The 19,239-nt window shown below is 70.2% G+C and carries 16 protein-coding genes; 6 read left to right on the top strand and 10 right to left on the bottom strand.

Going from position 1 to position 19,239, the window contains the following annotated elements; genetic code table 11:
- Positions 1 to 172: 172 nt before the first annotated feature.
- On the top strand, positions 173 to 1,528 hold the full coding sequence (locus ACEUEL_RS16865) for an MFS transporter (RefSeq protein WP_405707698.1): 1,356 nt from the start codon (positions 173 to 175) through the stop codon (positions 1,526 to 1,528).
- A 48-nt stretch (positions 1,529 to 1,576) separates the two neighbouring features.
- Here ACEUEL_RS16865 and folD read toward each other — a convergent pair whose 3' ends face one another.
- From folD to ACEUEL_RS16835, 6 genes are all read right to left on the bottom strand, one after another.
- Positions 1,577 to 2,458 carry a bifunctional methylenetetrahydrofolate dehydrogenase/methenyltetrahydrofolate cyclohydrolase FolD gene (gene folD, locus ACEUEL_RS16860; protein WP_405707696.1) on the bottom strand — a complete coding sequence of 294 codons (882 nt, stop codon included), beginning with the start codon at positions 2,456 to 2,458 and terminating at the stop codon, positions 1,577 to 1,579.
- Positions 2,459 to 2,664: 206 nt separating this feature from the next.
- Positions 2,665 to 3,534 carry a formyltetrahydrofolate deformylase gene (gene purU, locus ACEUEL_RS16855; RefSeq protein WP_405707694.1) on the bottom strand — a complete coding sequence of 290 codons (870 nt, stop codon included), beginning with the start codon at positions 3,532 to 3,534 and terminating at the stop codon, positions 2,665 to 2,667.
- A gap of 110 nt (positions 3,535 to 3,644) precedes the next feature.
- A complete protein-coding gene (locus tag ACEUEL_RS16850) occupies positions 3,645 to 4,271 on the bottom strand; it encodes a sarcosine oxidase subunit gamma (RefSeq protein WP_405707692.1) in 627 nt (208 codons plus the stop codon).
- Entirely contained in the window at positions 4,264 to 7,287 is a 3,024-nt protein-coding gene (locus ACEUEL_RS16845; protein WP_405707690.1) for a sarcosine oxidase subunit alpha family protein, read from the bottom strand. Before ACEUEL_RS16845 ends, ACEUEL_RS16850 begins: the two co-directional genes overlap by 8 nt.
- Positions 7,284 to 7,556, bottom strand: a complete 273-nt coding sequence (locus ACEUEL_RS16840) for a sarcosine oxidase subunit delta (RefSeq protein WP_405707689.1) — start codon at positions 7,554 to 7,556, stop codon at positions 7,284 to 7,286. Before ACEUEL_RS16840 ends, ACEUEL_RS16845 begins: the two co-directional genes overlap by 4 nt.
- Complete coding sequence (locus ACEUEL_RS16835) at positions 7,556 to 8,806, bottom strand: sarcosine oxidase subunit beta family protein (RefSeq protein ID WP_405707687.1); 1,251 nt, start codon at positions 8,804 to 8,806, stop codon at positions 7,556 to 7,558. Before ACEUEL_RS16835 ends, ACEUEL_RS16840 begins: the two co-directional genes overlap by 1 nt.
- Positions 8,807 to 8,938: 132 nt before the next feature.
- On the opposite strand from ACEUEL_RS16835, the gene ACEUEL_RS16830 reads away from it, so the two are divergent.
- On the top strand, positions 8,939 to 9,922 hold the full coding sequence (locus ACEUEL_RS16830; RefSeq protein ID WP_405707684.1) for a LysR family transcriptional regulator: 984 nt from the start codon (positions 8,939 to 8,941) through the stop codon (positions 9,920 to 9,922).
- Here ACEUEL_RS16830 and ACEUEL_RS16825 read toward each other — a convergent pair.
- The 3 genes from ACEUEL_RS16825 to ACEUEL_RS16815 form a co-directional block, all read right to left on the bottom strand.
- Positions 9,910 to 11,124: a beta-ketoacyl-[acyl-carrier-protein] synthase family protein gene (locus ACEUEL_RS16825; protein ID WP_405707682.1), complete on the bottom strand. Its 1,215-nt coding sequence runs from the start codon at positions 11,122 to 11,124 to the stop codon at positions 9,910 to 9,912. The genes ACEUEL_RS16830 and ACEUEL_RS16825 overlap by 13 nt on opposite strands.
- On the bottom strand, positions 11,121 to 11,393 hold the full coding sequence (locus tag ACEUEL_RS16820) for an acyl carrier protein (protein ID WP_405707680.1): 273 nt from the start codon (positions 11,391 to 11,393) through the stop codon (positions 11,121 to 11,123). The genes ACEUEL_RS16825 and ACEUEL_RS16820 overlap by 4 nt, the downstream gene beginning before the upstream one ends.
- Before the next feature lie 93 nt (positions 11,394 to 11,486).
- A complete protein-coding gene (locus tag ACEUEL_RS16815; protein WP_405707679.1) occupies positions 11,487 to 12,806 on the bottom strand; it encodes a GntT/GntP/DsdX family permease in 1,320 nt (439 codons plus the stop codon).
- A gap of 134 nt (positions 12,807 to 12,940) precedes the next feature.
- Here ACEUEL_RS16815 and ACEUEL_RS16810 point away from each other — a divergent pair, with 134 nt between their 5' ends.
- Both ACEUEL_RS16810 and ACEUEL_RS16805 read left to right on the top strand, forming a co-directional pair.
- A complete protein-coding gene (locus ACEUEL_RS16810) occupies positions 12,941 to 14,209 on the top strand; it encodes a glycoside hydrolase family 5 protein (RefSeq protein ID WP_405707677.1) in 1,269 nt (422 codons plus the stop codon).
- 142 nt (positions 14,210 to 14,351) lie between these two features.
- Positions 14,352 to 14,744, top strand: coding sequence for a hypothetical protein (locus ACEUEL_RS16805; protein ID WP_405707676.1), 393 nt, complete (start codon positions 14,352 to 14,354; stop codon positions 14,742 to 14,744).
- A gap of 7 nt (positions 14,745 to 14,751) precedes the next feature.
- Here the strand turns inward: ACEUEL_RS16805 and ACEUEL_RS16800 are convergent, their stop codons facing one another.
- Entirely contained in the window at positions 14,752 to 15,027 is a 276-nt protein-coding gene (locus ACEUEL_RS16800; RefSeq protein ID WP_405708432.1) for a metal-sensitive transcriptional regulator, read from the bottom strand.
- Positions 15,028 to 15,105: 78 nt separating this feature from the next.
- Here ACEUEL_RS16800 and ACEUEL_RS16795 point away from each other — a divergent pair, with 78 nt between their 5' ends.
- Both ACEUEL_RS16795 and ACEUEL_RS16790 read left to right on the top strand, forming a co-directional pair.
- A complete protein-coding gene (locus ACEUEL_RS16795) occupies positions 15,106 to 17,796 on the top strand; it encodes a heavy metal translocating P-type ATPase (RefSeq protein WP_405707674.1) in 2,691 nt (896 codons plus the stop codon).
- A 157-nt stretch (positions 17,797 to 17,953) separates the two neighbouring features.
- Positions 17,954 to 19,198 carry a multidrug effflux MFS transporter gene (locus ACEUEL_RS16790; protein ID WP_405707672.1) on the top strand — a complete coding sequence of 415 codons (1,245 nt, stop codon included), beginning with the start codon at positions 17,954 to 17,956 and terminating at the stop codon, positions 19,196 to 19,198.
- The last annotated feature ends 41 nt before the right edge of the window (positions 19,199 to 19,239 follow it).

Here is a 19,239-nt window from a genome sequence, read left to right as displayed (position 1 = left end):
TTTTCGCATGCCTCGCGGGCCGGCGATGCGGGCCGATGGCGCGAATGCGGGTTCAAGCCCCCGCCCGCCCGGTATATGACGGGCGCCATCGCGCGGGCGCGGCCGGCAGGCGCGCCCGATCCCGTTTCCGCCCGGGCTCCGGCCCGGCGGCGCCCACGGAGCCCATCCGACGATGTCCCTCGAAACCGCCGCGGTGCCGGCGGGCGGCGTTGCCGTCGCCAATCCGCGCTCCCGCGTCATCCTCGCCAGCCTGATCGGCACGACGATCGAGTTCTACGACTTCTACGTCTACGCCACCGCCGCCGTGCTGGTCTTCCCGCATCTGTTCTTCCCGTCGGGCAACGACACCGTGTCGCTGCTCGCCTCGCTCGCCGTGTTCGGCGCGGCGATGGTGGCCCGGCCGCTGGGCGCGATCGTGTTCGGCCATCTCGGCGACCGGCGGGGGCGCAAGGCGACTCTGGTGGGCGCGCTGCTCACCATGGGCCTCGCCACCTTCCTCATCGGCCTCCTGCCGACCTACGACATGGCCGGCTGGATCGCCCCGGCGCTGCTCGTCGTCCTGCGCCTCGCGCAGGGCTTCGCGCTCGGCGGGGAATGGAGCGGGGCGGCGCTGGTCGCCACCGAGAACGCCCCCGCCGGCAAGCGGGCGGTCTACGGCACCTTCCCCCAGCTCGGCGCCCCGATCGGCTTCATCGTCGCCAACGGCCTGTTCCTGATCATCGCCGCGGCGATGCCCTCGGACGATCCCTCCCGCCCCTCGCAGGAGTTCCTGGACTGGGGCTGGCGGCTGCCCTTCCTGTTCTCCGTGGTGATGGTCGCGGTCGGGCTGTGGGTGCGGCTGAACCTCGTCGAGAGCGCCGCCTTCGAGCGCGCCCGCACCGCCGGCAAGGTCCGCAAGCTGCCGCTCGCCGCCGCCTTCCACGGCCACTGGCGCGAAATCGTGCTCGGCACCTTCTACATGCTCGCGACCTATGTCCTGTTCTACCTGATGACCACCTTCTCGCTGAGCTACGGCCGCGCCGCGCCGGGCGGGCCGGTGCCGGGCCTCGGCTACGACTACCGCAGCTTCGTGCTGATGATGATCGCCGGCGTCGTCTTCTTCGGCGTCTTCACCCTCTTGTCGGGGCCGTGGGCGGATCGCTGGGGCCGCCGCCGCACGCTGATCTGGATCACGCTGGCCATCATCGCCTTCGGCTTCGTCTGGGTGCCGATGCTGGCCGGCGGCTTCGCCGGGGTGATGGCGTGGCTGATCCTCGGCTTCGCGCTGATGGGCATGACCTTCGGGCCGATGGGCGCGCTGCTGCCGGAGCTGTTCCCGGCCAATGTGCGCTACACCGGCTCGGGCATCGCCTACAACGTCGCCTCCATCCTCGGCGCGGCGGTCGCCCCCTTCATCGCGGTGGCGCTGTGGCGCTATGGCGAGGGCAGCCCGTTCTGGGTCGGTGTCTACCTCTCCGCCATGGCGACCATCACGCTGATCGCGCTGCTGCTGGGGCCGGAGACGAAGGACGTCGATATCGAGCACTGAGGAGCCGGAGCGCGGGCGCCACGCCGCCCGCGCCGGTCAACGCGCCCGTCAGCCCGCCGCCCGCTGCCGCTTCGCCGCGGTGAGCGTGTTGGCGAGCAGGCAGGCGATGGTCATCGGCCCCACCCCGCCCGGCACCGGCGTGATCAGCCCGGCCACCCCCTGCGCCTGCGCGAAGGCGACATCGCCGACCAGCGTCGTCTTGCCGGCCTCGCCCGGCACGCGGTTGATGCCGACATCGATCACCGTGGCGCCCGGCTTGATCCAGTCGCCGCGCACCATTTCCGGCCGCCCCACCGCCGCGATCAGGATATCCGCCCGCCGGCATACGCCCGGCAGGTCGCGGGTGCGCGAATGGGCGATGGTCACCGTGCAGTCCTCGCGCAGCAGCAATTGCGCCACCGGCTTGCCGACGATGTTGGAGCGCCCGACCACCACCGCCTCCAGCCCGGCGAGGCTGCCGAGATGGTGCTTGAGCAGCATGACGCAGCCGAGCGGCGTGCAGGGCACCAGCGCGTCCAGCCCGACGGCGAGGCGCCCGGCATTCACCACATGGAAGCCGTCGACATCCTTCGCCGGGTCGATGGCGGCGAGCACCCGCGAACTGTCGATATGGCCGGGCAGGGGAAGCTGCACCAATATGCCGTTCACCGCCGCGTCGGCGTTGAGGTCGGCGATCAGCGCCAGCAGATCGGCTTCGGGCGTGTCCGCCGCCAGCCGGTGCTCGAACGAGGCCATGCCGGCCTCGGCCGTCTGCTTCGCTTTGTTGCGCACATAGACCGCGCTGGCCGGGTCCTCGCCCACCAGCACCACGGCGAGGCCGGGCCGGTGACCGGTCTCGGCCGTGAAGGCGGCCACCTCGCCCTTCAGCCGCGCCCGCAGTCCCTCGGCGAAGCCCTTGCCGTCGATCAGCCGGGTCTCGATCACGCGCATGTCTCCTTGCTGTCGCACGCCGGGCGGGCGGCTTCTAACATGTCTTCGCCGGCCCCCGGCGGAAGTCGTGGATGGCCGGAACAGGTCCGGCCATGACGCCGCCGCGGACGGAGTCGTTTCTCCCACCATCCGTCATCGCCGGGCTTGACCCGGGGATCCACGTTGCGGCCCGGCCATGATGGCGGCGCACCGCAGGGTGTCTACCCTCAGTCGCGGAACACCACGGTCTTGCGCCCGTTCGGCAGCACCCGGTCGTCGAGATGCCAGGCGAGCGCGCGCGCCAGCACCCGGCGTTCGATGTCGCGGCCCTTGCGCACGAGGTCCTCGGCCGAATCCTGGTGGCTGATGCGCTCGACGTCCTGCTCGATGATCGGCCCCTCGTCGAGGTCGGAGGTGACGTAGTGCGCCGTGGCGCCGATCAGCTTCACGCCGCGCTCATGCGCCTGGTGATAGGGGCGGGCGCCCTTGAAGCCGGGCAGGAAGGAGTGGTGGATGTTGATGCAGCGTCCCGAGAGCTTGGCGGAGAGCCCGTCCGAGAGCACCTGCATGTAGCGGGCGAGCACGGCGACGTCGGCGCGAGTCTCCTGGAACAGCGCCCAGACCTGCGCCTCCTGCTCCATCTTGGTCGCCTTGGTGATGGGCAGGTAGTGGAACGGCGCGCCGGCGAAATCGAGATGGGCATAGGTCTCGCGCGGGTAGTTGGCGACGATGGCGGCGATCTCCATCGGGATCTCGCCGATGCGCCAGCGATAGAGCAGGTCGGCGAGGCAATGGTCGAACTTCGAGACCAGCAGCATCACCCGGCGTTTCTCGGCGCGCGGGCGCAGCTGCCAGTCGAGGTTCAGGCCCTGCGCGACCGGCTCGAAGCCGGCGCGGATCGCCGCGAGGCTGGCGTCCCCGCTGGTCGGGTTGAACACCACGCGCATGAAGAAGCGCTTGCTCTCGGTGTCGTCGAACTGCTGCGCCTCGAGGATGTTGCAGCCCTGCTCGAACAGATAGGTGGCGACGCCGGCGACGATGCCGGGGCGGTTCGGGCAGGAGAGCGTGAGGACGATCTGGTGGGTCGGGTCGGTCATGGCGTCATCTCGACAGGGGGCGGGACCGCGAGGCGGCGCAAGGCTGCGCCGGGTCCGCGCGCCGGACACGGAAACGGGGGAGGTGAAGGAACGCGCGCCCCGCGCCGCGGTCAACCTCGTCCGGTCAGATTGCCGGACAGCGCGTCGTCGAGCCGCAGCCCGAACTCGGCGGCGCTGGCGACGACGAAACGGACGAAGCCGGACGCGACGCTGCGCCCGACCAGGAAACGGTAGGCCGGCGCGGCGTCCAGCTGCCAGAAGGTGACGCCGATCAACGCCGCGGAGGTGACGGCGGCGTCCCCGGCGGCGAAGGCGAGCGGGTCGAGATCGATGGCGACACCCTTGGCCAGCGCCTCGCGCACGCGCGGGCCGGACAGGTCGATGGCGACATTGGCGTCGCTCTGCTCGGTGATCGCGGCATGGGCGTCGAGCGCTGCCGCGAGCTCGGCCGCGAGGCCCGGCCGGTCCGCCGCCACCGCCAGCCAGCGGCCCGGCCCGGTGCCGACGAAATCGACGCCCGTTCCGGGGCTCACCTTCGGCCCGTCGACGAGCTGCGCGCCGAACGCGGCGGCGACCGCCGCGGCGAGCGCCGCGCCGGCGCCCTTGCGCGCCGCCAGCGTGGCGACGGCGAGATCGTCGCGCAGGGTGGCTAAGACGCCCTGTGCACCGGGCAGCCCATAGCGGCCCGCCGGCGGCACGTCGGTCGGCCTCAGGCCGGGGAATACGGCATCAGACACGCAAGCGCTCCCCTTCCGGATCGACGAGGCCGGGCGCGCGCACCTCCACCTCGACATCGCCCCCGCGCACCGGATCATAGGCGCGCACCCGCTCGCCGATACGGCGTTCGCCGTCCGCAAGCAAGCCGAGCCCGATCCAGTGCCCCAGCACCGGCGAATGGGCGACGCTGGTCACGTGGCCGAGATCCTCCAGCCGATCGGACGGACTGGACTGACCGGTCGTTTTGCGGGACGGATCGGACTGATCGTCCACCTCACTGCACTGATCGGTCACAGCCACGAGATGGGCGCCGGCCCGCAGCCGGGCGGTGCGATCGATCGGGACGAGGGCGACGAGACGGGGCCGCGCAGGGTCGGTGAGGCCCGGCCGGGCGGCCATGACGCGGCCGATATAGTCCTTCTTGGAGGAGGCCATCCGCCCCAGCCCGAGATCGCTCGCCGTGGTCTGCCCGTTCAGTTCGCTGCCCGAGACATGGCCCTTCTCGATGCGCATCACGCCGAGCGCCTCGAGCCCGTAAGGCGTTATTCCGTAAGGCTTTCCGGCCTCCATGAGGGCCTCGGCGAGAGCGCCGGCATGGCGCGCCGGCACCGCGATCTCGTAGCCCAATTCGCCCGAGAAGGAGACGCGGAACAGCCGCGCCGGTACCCCGTCGAGCACGCGGGCCTCGGCGACGCCCATATAGGGCAGGGCGGCGTTGGAGACGTCGGCCGGGGCGTCGACGATACGCGCCAGCACCTCGCGCGCCCGCGGCCCGGCCAGCGCGATCTGTCCCCATTGCTCGGACACCGAGGCGATCTGCACATCCAGCTCCGGCCACAATACCTGGAGGCAGAATTCCAAGTGCTGATAGACCTTTACGGCATTCGCCGTGGTCGTCGTCATGAGGTAATGGGTGGGCCCGAGGCGCGCGGTGGTGCCGTCATCCATGACGAAACCGTCCTCGCGCAGCATCACCCCGTAGCGCACCTTGCCGACCGCCAGCGTCGAGAAGGTGTTGATGTAGACCCGGTCGAGGAAGGCGCCGACATCCGGCCCCTGCAGGTCGATCTTGCCGAAGGTCGACACATCGATGATGCCGACCGACGCGCGCACCGCCGCCACCTCGCGATTGACCGAGACTAACCAGTCCGACTCGCCGGGGCGAGGAAAATACTGCGCCCTGAGCCACGCCCCGCTCTCGATGAATACCGCGCTATGGCGCGCCGCCCAGTCATGCGTCGGCGTCAGCCGGGTCGGGCGGAAATCCTTGCCGCGATGGTGCCCGGCCAGCGCCGCGAGCGCGACAGGCGTATACGGAGGGCGGAAAATCGTGGTACCCGTGGCACTTATGCCCGCGCCCGTCAGCTCGGCCATGATCGCGAGGCCGGTGACGTTGGAGGTCTTGCCCTGGTCGGTCGCCATGCCGAGCGTGGTGTAGCGCTTCAGGTGCTCGACCGAGCGGAAGCCCTCCTTATGCGCGATGCCGATGTCCTTGGCGGTGACATCGTTCTGGAAGTCGACGAAGGCGGCGCCCTTCGAATCGGCCACATGCCAGAAGGCCGATACCGATGGTTCGGCATCTTCGGCAGGCGGAATGTCTGGCAGGCTTCCCGAGAGCCCGGCATCGGCCGCTGCCCGCAGTCCCTGTTCGGCCCCTTGCGACAGTGCCGCCGCCAGGCTGAACCGCCCCGCCGCCGCTCCCGCGACGCTCATGCCCGGCGGCGTCGCGCCCGGCGTGAACGCCGCGAGCGCCTCGTTCCACACCGGCCGGCCGCCGTGATGGCAGGTGAGATGGACGTTGGGCGACCAGCCGCCCGACATGCCAAGTCCCTGCACGGAAAGGCGTTCCCGCCCGCTGGACGTTGCTACATCCACGCCGGTGAGGTCGCGTCCGTGCGTGCCCGTCACCCGCCCGCCGGGAATGACGCGGATGCCGAGGCGTGTCGCCTCAGCCGCGAGCGCAGGTGGCACGGCCGGGCGCACGTCGATGATCGCCGCGACCTTGCCGCCGGCCTGCGCCGTGTCGAAGGCGGCCCGCCAGAGGCCGTCATGATTGCCGAAGAAGGCGATAGGATCCCCCGCCGCGACCGCGAAGCGGTTGGCATAGGCCTGTGCGGCCCCCGCCAGCATCACGCCGGGCCGGTCATTGCCGCCGAACACGATCGGCCGCTCGGTCGCCCCCGCCGCCAGCACCGCCCGCGTCGCGTTGATCCGCCACAGGCGCTGGCGGGGCTGGAAGGCCGGCGGTTCGGCCAGATGGTCGGCGACCCGCTGCAGCGCGCCGTAGGTGCCGCCGTCATAGACGCCGAATACCGTGGTTCGGGTCATCAGCCGGACATTGGGCAGGCTGCCAAGCTCGGCAGCCACCTGGTCGGCAAAGGCGCTGCCGCTCATCGCGCCGACACTATGCGTCTCGGCGTTCAGCCGCCCGCCGGGCCGGAAATCCTCATCCGCCAGGATCACCCGCGCACCCGTGCGCCCGGCGGCCAGCGCCGCCATCAGCCCGGCCGGTCCCGCGCCGATCACCAGCACGTCGCAGAAGGCATTGGCCTTTTCGTAATGGTCAGGATCGGCTGCCTCGGCCGCGCGCCCGAGCCCGGCCGCGCGTCGGATGACCGGCTCGTACAGCTTCTCCCAGAGCGCCGCCGGCCACATGAAGGTCTTGTAGTAGAAGCCGGCGCCGAGGAACGGCGCGAGCAGCCGGTTGACGCTGAGCGCGTCGAAGGCCAGCGAGGGCCGCCGGTTCTGGCTCTGCGCGACGAGCCCGTCGTAAAGCTCGGCGACGGTGGCGCGGGTGTTCGGCTCGCGGCGCCCGCCCGTGCGCAGCTCGACCAGCGCGTTCGGCTCTTCCGGGCCGGCGGTGAGGATGCCGCGCGGGCGGTGATACTTGAACGAGCGGCCGACGAGGCGGACATCATTGCCCAGCAGCGCCGAGGCCAGCGTGTCGCCGGCGAAGCCCTGATAGGCCTTGCCGTCGAAGGTGAAAGAGAGCGGGCGGGTGCGGTCGATCAGGCCGCCGGCGTGAAGGCGGCTCATCGTGCGCCCTCCGCCGGCCGCGCGAGGCGCGCGCCGCCGATCGCGTGGGTCAGCGTATCGCGCTCGACCCGGATCCACTGGCGGCAGCCCGAGCTGTGGAACCAGAGCTCGACATGGGCGCCGGCCGGATTGTCGCGCAGATAGACGTAGTCGACGAAGCGGTCGGCCGCATCGGGCGCCGCCGGATCGGGCCGGGTCAGCGTGCCGTCGCCGAGATAGGCGAATTCATGCGCGTCGCGGGGGCCGCAATAGGGGCAGGGAATGCGCATCAGTGCAGGTTCGGCTGCGCGCCGACTCCCTTTTCGTCGATGAGATGGCCGCCGCGGAAGCGGTCGAGCCGGAAGGCGGTCGCGGTATCGTGCGGCTCGTCCTTCGCGATCAGATGCGCGAAGCACCAGCCCGAGCCGGGCGTCGCCTTGAAGCCGCCATAACACCAGCCGGCATTGAGGTAGAGGCCCTCGACCGGCGTGTGGTCGATGATCGGTGAGCCATCCATCGACATGTCCATGATGCCACCCCAGTGGCGCAGCAGCCGCAGCCGGCCGATGCGCGGCATCAGCGCCATGCCGCCCTCGGCGACATCCTCGATGACCGGCAGGTTGCCGCGCTGGGCATAGGAATTGTAGCCGTCGATGTCGCCGCCGAAGACGAGGCCGCCCTTGTCGGACTGCGAGATGTAGAAATGCCCGGCGCCGAAGGTGACGACACCGTCGATCAGCGGCTTCAGCCCCTCGGAGACGAACGCCTGCAGCACATGACTTTCGATCGGCAGGCGCAGTCCTGCCATGGCGGCGACGCGCGAGGAATTGCCGGCGACGGCCAGCCCGACCTTGCCGGCGCGGATCGCCCCGCGCGTCGTGGTGACGCCGGTGATGCGCTCGCCCTCGCGGATGAAGCCGGTGACCTCGCAGTTCTGCACGATGTCGACGCCGAGCGAATCCGCCCCGCGCGCATAGCCCCACACCACCGCATCGTGCCGGGCGGTGCCGCCGCGCCGCTGCAACAGGCCGCCCTGGATCGGGAAGCGGGCATTGTCGAAGTCGAGGAACGGGTACATCGCCCGCACGCCTTCGCGGTCGAGCAGTTCGGCGTCGACGCCGAGCAGCCGCATGGCGTTGCCGCGCCGGGCATAGGCGTCGCGCTGGGCGTCGGAATGATAGAGGTTCAGCACGCCGCGCTGGCTGACCATGGCGTTGTAGTTGAAATCCTGCTCCAGCCCTTCCCACAGCTTCATCGACCATTCGTAGAAGCGGTTGTTGCCGGGCAGCAGGTAGTTGGAGCGGATGATGGTGGTGTTCCGCCCGGCATTGCCGGAGCCGATATAGCCTTTCTCGATCACCGCGACGTTGCGGATGCCGTGCACCTTGGCGAGGTAATAGGCGGTGGCCAGCCCGTGCCCGCCGCCGCCGACGATGATCACGTCATAGGCGGGCTTCGGCGCCGCGTCGCGCCAGGCGGGCGTCCAGCCGCGCTGGCCGGTGAGGCCGTTCCGGAGAATGCTGAGCCATGAATAGCGCATGAGTCGCCCGCGAGCTGGTTGAGCGAGCTATAGAACGATCCATTTGCGTTGATAATATAAGTTTTAATTATAGTGCCGGTGAGATGCTGGGGCGCGGCGGCTCTTGGCAGGAAGGCAGGGGGGAGCGGCACGATGGCGGACACGCTTCCGTTCGACCTGCGCGGGCTTGAGATCTTCCTCGCGGTCTGCGATGCCGGCACCATGGCGCTGGCCGCGCGCCGCCTGGGGCTGACCCAGCCGGCGATCTCGCAGGCCGTCGCCGAGCTCGAACGGCGCACCGGCGTCGCCCTGTTCGACCGCCGCGCCCGGCCGATGGTGCTGACCACGGCGGGCGGCGCGCTGCGCCAGCGCGCGAGCGCGCTGTTGTCCGAGGCCCGGCAGATCGTGCCGCTTTTGCGCGAGACCGAAAGCAGCCGACTGCCGCTGCTGCGGGTAGGGCTGGTCGATTCCCTGTCGCGCGTGCTGATGGGCCCGCTTGCCGGGCGGCTCGGCGAGACGGCCGAGCAGGTCTCGATCCTCTCCGGCCTCACCGCCGCCCACGCCAGCGCGCTGCTGACCCGCCAGATCGATCTCCTCGTTGGCGCCGACGCGCTCGAAGAGCTCGAGGGGCTGGAGCGCTGGTCGCTGGTGGCCGAGCCCTATGTGCTGCTGATGCCCGCCGACCGGCCCGCACCGACGCGCCCGCAGGATCTCGCGGCACTCGCGCGCGAGCTCTCCTTCGTGCGCTTTTCCGCCCGCTCGCGCACGGGGATGGAGATCGACCGGCACCTGCGCCGGATTCGCCTCGACATCGGGCGGCGGCTGGAATTCGATACGCCGTTCGGGGTCGCGGCGGCGCTGGCGGGCGGCGGCGCATTCGCCATCACCACGCCGCTGTGCATTGTGGAATCGGCGCTCCCGCTCGAGGGTCTCGCCTGCCGACCGCTGCCCGGGCCGGGCTTCCGCCGCCAGCTGACACTCATCGCAAGGCGCAACGAACTGGGCAGGCTCCCCCGCGAGATCGCCGCGTTCTGCCGGAGCGAGCTTGAGCGACATCGCGCCGGCATCGCCGAACGCCTGGGCGGCTCGGTTGGCGACAGCCTGCAGTTCGGTGGCGAGGCCGCTCAGCTAGGATAACGCCGCAGCGCCAGCACGGCGTTGAGCCCGCCAAAGGCGAAACTTGAGGAGATCGCGACCTCGATCGGCGCCGCGCGCGAGGCGTTCGGCACGCAGTCGATGGCGCATTCCGGGTCCGGCTCGGTGAAGCCCATGGTCGGCGGCAGGAGGCCCTCGCGCAGCGCCAGCGTCGTCGTCACCATGTCGAGCGCGCCGGAGGCGTTCATGGTGTGCCCGTATTGCGATTTCGACGAGGACACCGGCAGCCGGTCGAGATGCGCCCCGAAGACGAGGCGCATCGCACCGGTCTCGGTCTTGTCGTTCAGCGGCGTCGAGGTGCCGTGCGCATTGACATAGCCGACCGCGTCCGGCGGCAGCTCGGCATCCTCCAGCGCCGCCGCGATCGCCCGCGCGCAGCTTCCCATGTCCGGGGCGGTGATGTCGCGTCCGTCGGCGCTCATGCCGAAGCCGACGATCTCGGCATGGATCCTCGCGCCGCGGGCGATGGCGCGGTCCATGTTCTCCAGCACCACGGCGCCCGCGCCCTCGCCAATGACGAGGCCGTTGCGATCCTTCGAGAAGGGACGGCAGCCGTCCGGCGAGAGCACGCGCAGCGCCTCCCAGCTCTTCAGCATGCCGTAGGTGAGCTGCGATTCACCCCCGCCCGCCACCGCGACATCCAGCATGCCGGAGCGGATCATGTGGAACGCCGTGCCGATGGCGTGCGAGGCGGACGAACACGCCGAGGCGATCGAGAAGGAGGGGCCGTGGATGCCGAGGTCCATGGTGACGTGGCTCACCTGGCCGCTCGGCATCGCGCGCGGCACCGTGAAGGGGTGTGGACGCGGTGCCTTCTCGAAATAGAGCTTGTGATAGCTGTCGTCGACGGCGTGGAACCCGACCGAGGCGGCGAAGATGGCGCCCGCGCGCTGCGGAGCCACGCCGTCGAGCGCCGTTCCGGCATCGGCCATCGCCTGCCGGGCCGCGACCACGGCGAATTGTGAGGTGCGGTCGATGAGGCCGAGCTGGCGCGGCTCGAAATGCGCTTCCGGCACGAAGTCCCGCACCTGCGCGGACATCCGTGCCTTCATGGTGGAGACGTCGATGCCCTGCGTCTCGCCGATGCCGACCCGGCCGGCCTTGAGCCCGTCGAGGTGAGTGGCGACGTCCTGGCCGAGCGCGGACAGCGCACCCAGGCCGGTGACCGCAACGCGCGCGCTCATGAAGCGGTCTTCGCGGCCTTGGCGTCGAGCAGCGCGATGACGTGCTCGGTGAGCGTACCCACGGTCACGCCATTGCCGTTCAACGGTCCGTCATTGGGGATTTCGATGTCGAAACGGCTTTCCAGCTTGAATATGGTCTCGATCAGATCGAGCGAGGAGATGCCGAGTTCGGCCACCGGCATGTCCGGCTGGAACAGCGCGCGATCGACGTTGGTTTCGCTGGCGATCACGTCGAGGATCTCGGAAATGCGGGGGTCTTCCGTCTGCATGCGTCTGCCTGAGTTTCGTGCCGGCGGGATTCGGCCAAGTACCCGACCTTTTTTACGGTCGTATCACAAAGCGGCGCCGGGGGCGCGCTTCCTTCACAGGGCAAGCTGGCGCATGAAAAGCAGCACGGCGAGGATGATGCCCGCCTGCACGCCCGTACCGAGGCTGAACCGCAGCAGAGTCCCGGCGGCGGTCCGGCCGGTCGCCGCCGCCACCAGCCAGAAAAGACCGTCATTGACATGGGATACGGCCATGGCGCCGGCACCGATCGCGAGCGCGGCGAGGGCGCGGCCGCTGGCGTCGTCGAGGCCAAGCGTGCCGAGGACCGGCGCAATCATACCCGCGGCGGTGATCGCGGCGACCAGCGACGACCCCTGGAGCGTCTTCACCATCGCGGCCACGGCAAAGGGAATGACCAGCGTGAGCGCCGGGACGGGAAGGAAGTCGAGCAGCCGTTCGGCGTTCATCTCCGGCATGCCGGTTTCCTGCACGATCCGCTGCAGCCCGCCCGCCGCGCCCAGGATGAGGATAAGGCTGGCGGCGTTCGGGATGGCGCGACCCGCCCAGCCGTGCTGCGACAGCCCACCGGTTTCCCAGCGCCAGCTCAGCAGCAGCAGCAGGCCGACCCCCACCGGCAGCAGCACGGCGGGCCGGCCGATACCCAGCAGGAATTCGCGGTTCGGTCCGCCGCCGAAGGGCTCGCTGGCGATGTCGCCGAGCGACTGGGTGACGAGCATCGCCAGCAGCACCGCCGTCGTGACCAGGAGGGCGAGAACGGCCCGCCGCGGCGCCACCGGCTTGTCGCCGATCGGATCAGGGGCGGGCTCGGGGAGCGCCGTCTCCCCGGCGCGGGCGATGAGTAGCGCCGCACCGACACCCGCCAGCGCCGCCACGGCGCCGTACTCCAGCACCATTCGCCAGTCGGCGCCGAGAATGGTCACGCTCGCGAGCATCACCGGCGCCGGCAGCAGCGCCCCATGCGCCGCCGAGAGCCCGAGGCCGAGGTCGAGCGCCGCCCGTTCGGTTCCACCGAGCGCGCGGCGAAGCGGGGCCAGAAGGGCGAACGCGGCGGCCGGCGTTGATCCGAGGCCGCCGATGAGGGACAATCCGCCGATCGGCAGCCAGGGGCGGCGGCACCCACGCGCCGCTGCCATCAAGCGCGCGGTCGCGCCGGTGCTGTCGGCGATCTCGCTCATCATCGCCGCCGCCAGCACGAGAAGGCCGAGCCCGTTGACGGCCTGGGCGAAGCCGGTTCCGAAGGCCTTGCCGAACTGGCTCATGGCCATGCCTGCCGCGACGGCGAAGCCGATGGCCACCACAATGAGGGCGACGAGCGGATGGACGCGCCGTCCGGCCGTCATGACGGCGAGCGCGAGCACGGCGGCGGCGAAATAGAGGGCGAGGATCAGGAACATCGGGAGCAGGGGGATCGGCGGCGGGGTCGTCTCGCTTAGCCCGGCCGGCGGCGGCTGTCACGTGGCGCGACGGTGGCCCGCGCCCCGATGATGCGTGATTGTCGGCGCGGCGCGGAAGCGGCTAGGGTGCGCCGATGATGCGATCCGCTCTCGTCGCCGCCTGCGGTGCGGCCTTCCTCGCCCTCGCCGGCGCCGCCCTGCACGCCGAGGCGCCGGCCGGAATCCCGGTCGCCGTCCCGGGCGAGGCCCGTCCCGTGCACGTGCCGGGCTTCGTGCGCGCCGAGGGCACGCGGTTCGTGAACCCGGACGGATCCACCTTTCATATCAGGGGCATGAGCTTCGGCAACTGGCTGGTGCCGGAAGGCTACATGTTCAAGTTCCACGAGGCGCTGGCGCCGCGGGAGATCGAGGGGGTTATTGAATACCTCGTGGGACCCGAGGACGCCGCGCGGTTCTGGCGGCGCTTCCGTGACAGCTATATCCGCGAGGAGGACATCCGCTTCCTCAAGGCCGCCGGCTTCACCACCGTCCGGCTTCCGCTGCACTGGAAGTTCTTCGTGGATTCCGATGGGGCGGAGGGCGAGGGCTGGGCGCTGCTGGACCGTGTGATCGGCTGGTGCCGGGAGGCGGGGATCAAGGCGATCATCGACCTTCACGCCGCGCCGGGCGGGCAGACCGGCGTCAACCACGACGACGGCATCGGCTACCCGCTGATGTTCTATGTTCCTGAATATCAACGGCAAACTGTCGACCTCTGGCGCCGCATCGCCGCCCGCTACAAGGACGAGACGGCGGTGCTGGGGTACGATCTTCTGAACGAGCCGATCTCGCCCTATCACGACAACGACTATCTCAATCCCCGGCTGGAGCCCTTTTATGCGCGGATCATCGAGGCCATCCGCGCCGAGGACCGCAACCACCCGGTGATCCTCGCCGCGGCGCAGTGGAGCACGAATTTCGACGTGTTCAGCCGCCCGCTCGACAGTAATTCGGGCTACACCTACCACAAGTTCTGGGCCAGCCCGGAGCGGCGCGAAGTCCAGTCCTACCTGAATTTCAGCAACCGCTGGGGCGTGCCGCTGTTTCTCGGCGAGACCGGCGAGTTGACCGACGAGTGGAACGAGAAGTTTCGTACCATGAACGAGAGTTTCGGCATCGGCTGGAGCTTCTGGACTTACAAGAATCTCGATTCCCGCTCCACCGTCGTCTCGATCGCGCGGCCGCCGGGCTGGGATGCGATTGCCCGGTTCGGCGACGTGCCGCCCGAACTCTGGCCCTCGCTGGAAAAACCCCCGCGCGATCAGGTGCTTGCGACGCTGGAGGCCTATCTCGAGGGCACCCGCCTCGCCCGGGCCCGCATCAACGCCTCCTACATCGCCTCGCTCGGGCTGACACCGCCCTGAGCGGCATCGAGGAGAATTTCTGGGGGTATATTGTCGTCGTGCGATACCGGTAACCGCAAGGCGGGGTACTCTTCGCCTTGCAGCTGACATCGCACCAGCAATCGAATCGCGCCGATTGGTGAGGAACCGTGGAACTAAGGCGATGAACCAGCGAATCTCGCCACCTCCGGCCCAGAAGGGCGGGCCGGTCAACTCGCGCTACCTCCACCCCTATGCCTGCTTCCGGTGCCGCAAGAGCTTCAAGCGCGCAGACCGGGAGGCGGCGGTGTTGCCCTGCCCGGAATGCGGCGGCCCGAGCATCGGCTTGACACGGAAGTTCAAGCCGCCGAAGCGTTCCGACGAGAAGCAATGGAGAAAGGTGGAAGCTCTGGTCCGGCATGGCTTCCTGTTCTGGAGTCTTGGCGAGCCCTATCCTGAGACGCTGCAGGGAGTGGCGGCTTTCGCCCAGCGCCACGCTGCTTCCATCGCTCGGGCGCGTGCCAACAACCCGGATGCCTTTCGCGAGATCGAGGTCGCCTTGTCGCGCGCCGATTGATCGCCGCTTAGCCGGTCACGCGTCCGAGCACATTCATCAGCTCGTCGATCTTCTGGCGCTGCTCGTCGGCGTCGCCGGCGCGCATGGCATGGGCGACGCAATGGCCGACATGGTCGCGCAGCACCTCTTCCTCGACGCGCTTGAGGGCGGCCCGCACGGCGGCGATTTGCGTCAGAATATCAATGCAATAGCGATCCTGATCGAGCATCCGGCCGATGCCGCGCACCTGCCCCTCGATGCGGTTGAGACGTTTGCGGCACTGGTCGCGCGTTTTGTCCTGCATCATGGACATATACCGTGGGTGGGTATATAACGCAAGTCAAAATACCCCATTAGGGTATCTCGCAACGGGAGAGAAGAGATGGCGGATCAAGAGCTTGACCGGCACGGGCCGGCGCCGGCCTGCGGCTGCGGCGGCTCCGGGCATCCGCCGGAAAACGCCCCGGATCGTGTGACCAGTCAGTGCAGTGAGGTGGACGATCAGGCCGATCGGACCGATCGCAACGACCCGTCCGGCGCGGGGGCTTCATGTTGCTCCGGTACCGCGGCGGCACCCGCGCGCGCGGCCACGACGCCCGCTCCCGCCGGTGGCTGCTGCGGCGGTCACGAGCATGCGGCCCACGATCATGCGGCCGACGAGCATGCGCACCACGATCATGCCGGTCATGCGCACCCCGGCCACGCGGGGCACGCTCACGACCCCGCCGCCCACGACCACGCCGCCCACTCGCACGCCCACCCCGCGTCGCCGTCTCCCGCGGCAAGCCACCTCGTCAAGGACCCGGTCTGCGGCATGGATGTCGATCCGCACACGACGACGCTGCGGGCCGAGCATCAGGGGCACAGCTATTATTTCTGCAATCCCGGCTGCCGCACCAAGTTCATCGCCGACCCCGCCCGCTATCTCGGCGAGCGCCCGCCGGCGCCGGTGATCGAGGGCGCCGAATACACCTGCCCGATGCACCCGGAAATCCGGCAGATCGGCCCCGGCTCCTGCCCGATCTGCGGCATGGCGCTGGAGCCGGTGGAATTCTCCGCCGAGCAAGGGCCGAACCCCGAACTCGACGACATGACGCGCCGGTTCTGGATCGGCCTCGCGCTGGCCGTGCCGGTGTTCGCGCTGGAGATGGGCGCCCATCTCGTGCCGGCGCTGCACCATCTCGTGCCGCCGGCGGTCTCGGGCTGGATCCAGCTGGCGCTGGCGACGCCCGTGGTGCTGTGGGCGGGATGGCCGTTCTTCGAGCGCGGCTGGGCCTCGCTGGTCTCGCGCCACTTCAACATGTTCACGCTGATCGCGCTCGGCACCGGCGTCGCGTACCTTTACAGCCTCATTGCGGTGCTGGCGCCCGGCCTGTTCCCCGCCGCCTTCCGCGCGGCCGACGGCACGGTCGCGGTCTATTTCGAATCGGCCGCCGTCATCACCGTGCTGGTGCTGCTCGGGCAGGTGCTGGAACTGCGCGCCCGCGAGGCGACCTCAGGCGCCATCCGCGCTTTGCTCGACCTCGCCCCCAAGACGGCGCGGCGGCTGAACGCCGACGGCAGCGAGGAGGAGGTGGCGCTCGATCAGGTCGCGGTCGGCGAGCGGCTGCGCGTGCGCCCCGGCGAGAAGGTGCCGGTCGACGGCACGGTGGAGGAGGGGCGCTCGGCGCTCGACGAATCCATGGTCACCGGCGAATCGCTGCCGGTGACGCGGCAGGCGGGCGACAGGGTGATCGGCGGCACGCTGAACCGCTCCGGCGCGCTGGTCATCCGCGCCGGCAAGGTCGGGCGCGACACCGTGCTCGCCCGCATCGTGCAGATGGTGAGCGAGGCGCAGCGCTCGCGCGCGCCGATCCAGCGCCTCGCCGACCAGGTGGCCGGCTGGTTCGTGCCGCTGGTGGTGGCGAGCGCGGCGCTCGCCTTCGCCGCCTGGGCGGCTTTCGGGCCGGAGCCCCGCCTCGCCCATGCGCTGATCGCGGCGGTGGCGGTGCTGATCATCGCCTGCCCCTGCGCGCTCGGCCTCGCCACGCCGATGTCGATCATGGTCGGGGTCGGGCGCGGCGCGCAGATGGGCGTGCTGATCCGGAACGCCGAGGCGCTGGAGCGGCTGGAGAAGGTCGACACGCTGGTCGTCGACAAGACCGGCACACTCACCGAAGGCAAGCCCTCGGTGGTGGCGATCGAGACCGCGGAAGGGATCGATGAAGCGGCGCTGCTGCGCCTCGCCGCGGCGGTGGAGCGCCCCTCCGAGCACCCGCTGGCGCAGGCCGTCGTGCAGGCGGCGCAGGCGCGCGGCCTCGATGTGCCGAAGGTGCGCGGCTTCGATTCCCCCGTCGGCAAGGGCGCCTACGGGATGGTCGAGGGCAAGCGGGTGATGCTCGGCAGCGCCGGCTTCCTGACCGAGCTCGGCATCGACCCTGGGCCGCTGGGGCCCCGCGCCGATGCGCTGCGCGCCGATGGGGCGAGCGCGATCTTCGCCGCGATCAACGGCAAGGTCGCCGGCGTCATCGCCATCGCCGACGCGGTGAAGGCGACCACGCCGCAGGCGCTGAAGGATCTCGCCGCCGAGGGCATCCGCGTCGTCATGCTCACCGGCGACAACCGGGTGACGGCGAACGCGGTGGCGCGCCGGCTCGGCATCGCCGAGGTGGAGGCCGAGGTGCCGCCCGAGGGCAAGGCGGCGGTGGTCGAACGGCTGAAGCGCGAGGGCCGCGTCGTCGCCATGGCCGGCGACGGCGTCAACGACGCGCCCGCGCTGGCGCTCGCCGATGTCGGCATCGCCATGGGCTCGGGCACGGATGTGGCGATGGAGAGCGCCGGCGTGACGCTGGTGAAGGGCGATCTCGGCGGCATCGTGCGGGCGCGCCACCTCTCGCGCGCGACCATGGCCAATATCCGCCAGAACCTGTTCTTCGCCTTCGTCTACAACGGCGCCGGCGTGCCGATCGCGGCGGGCGTGCTCTATCCGGCGCTGGGCCTCCTGCTCTCGCCGATGGTGGCGGCGCTCGCCATGTCGCTGTCCTCGGTCAGCGTCATCGGCAACGCGCTGCGGCTGCGGGCCGTAAAGCTGTGAGCGGCGGTCCGGCCGGTGCGCCATGCGCCGGCCGCGCATCACCTCTGCGCGACGCCGGGCGGAATCGGCGCCGTTGTGGCGGTGCCGCACTTGCCAGACGGCGCCGGCTCGGCACTGTGGCGGGCTCGTTTGTACGCCTGCATCGTCTGAAAGTCCCATGACCACCGCCTCAACCGCGCCCGGCCCGCATCGCGGCATGGGCTTCCGCCAGTTCGTGGCCTTCATCGCCGCGCTGATGGCGACCAATGCCATGGCGATCGACATCATGCTGCCGGCGCTGCCCGAGATCGGCGCCTCGCTCGGCATCCCCCACGGCAATTACGCGCAATGGGTGATCACCGCCTATCTGCTCGGCTTCGGCGGCGCGCAGATCGTCTATGGCACGCTGTCCGACCGCTTCGGCCGCCGGCCGGTGCTGCTGTTCGGCATCGTGCTCTACACGCTGGCCGGGGCGGCGGCGGCCTTCGCCTCGTCCTTCGAGGTGATGATGGTCGCCCGCGTGGTGCAGGGCATCGGCGCCGCCGCGACGCGCGTGCTGGCGACCTCGATCGTGCGCGACTGCTATTCCGGCCGGCAGATGGCGCGGGTGATGTCGCTGGTGTTCATCGTCTTCCTCGCCGTGCCGATCCTCGCCCCCTCGATCGGCCAGCTGATCATGCTGGCGGCGCCGTGGCGCGCCATCTTCGGCGGGCTCACCGTGTTCGGCGCGGTGCTGGTGGTGTGGATGCTGGCGCGGCTGCCGGAGACGCTGCACCCCGAGGACCGGGTGCCGATCACGCTTGCCGGCGTCACCCACGCCTTCGGCCGGGTGTTCGCGAGCCGCACCACCATGGGCTACATGCTGGCCATGACCATGGTGATGGGCGGGCTGTTCGGCTACATCAACTCGGCGCAGCAGATCTTCGCCGACGCCTTCGGCGCGCCGCACCTGCTCACCACCGTCTTCGCTGCCGTCGCCGCCTTCATGGCGCTGGCCTCGCTGCTCAACGCGCGCATCGTCGGCCGGCTCGGCATGCACCGGGTCTCGCACGCGGCGCTGATCGGCTTCATCGCCATCAGCCTCCTCCATGCCGGGCTGGTGCTGGCCGGGCATGAGAGCCTGCTGGCCTTCTCGATCGCGCAGGCCGGGCTGATGTTCTGCTTCGGGCTGGTCGCCTCGAACTTCAACGCCATCGCGATGGAGCCGGTCGGCCACATCGCCGGCACGGCGTCCTCGCTGCTGGGCTTCGTCTCGACGGTGGGCGGCGCGCTGCTGGGCTTCCTGATCGGCCAGAACTTCGACGGCACCACGCTGCCGCTCGCGCTCGGCTTCGCGCTGCTCGGCACCGCCGCGCTGGCGATCGTGCTGATCGTCGAGCGCGGCCGGCTGTTTCGCGGGGGTCGGGTCACCCCCGCCGAATAGCGGCGGGCGGCGGGTTCATCGGGGCGGGGTCCGCCAAAGGG

It is taken from the genome of Ancylobacter terrae, assembly GCF_045108345.1.
Taxonomy (GTDB): domain Bacteria; phylum Pseudomonadota; class Alphaproteobacteria; order Rhizobiales; family Xanthobacteraceae; genus Ancylobacter.
This window is presented reverse-complemented; position numbering and strand designations above follow the sequence as displayed.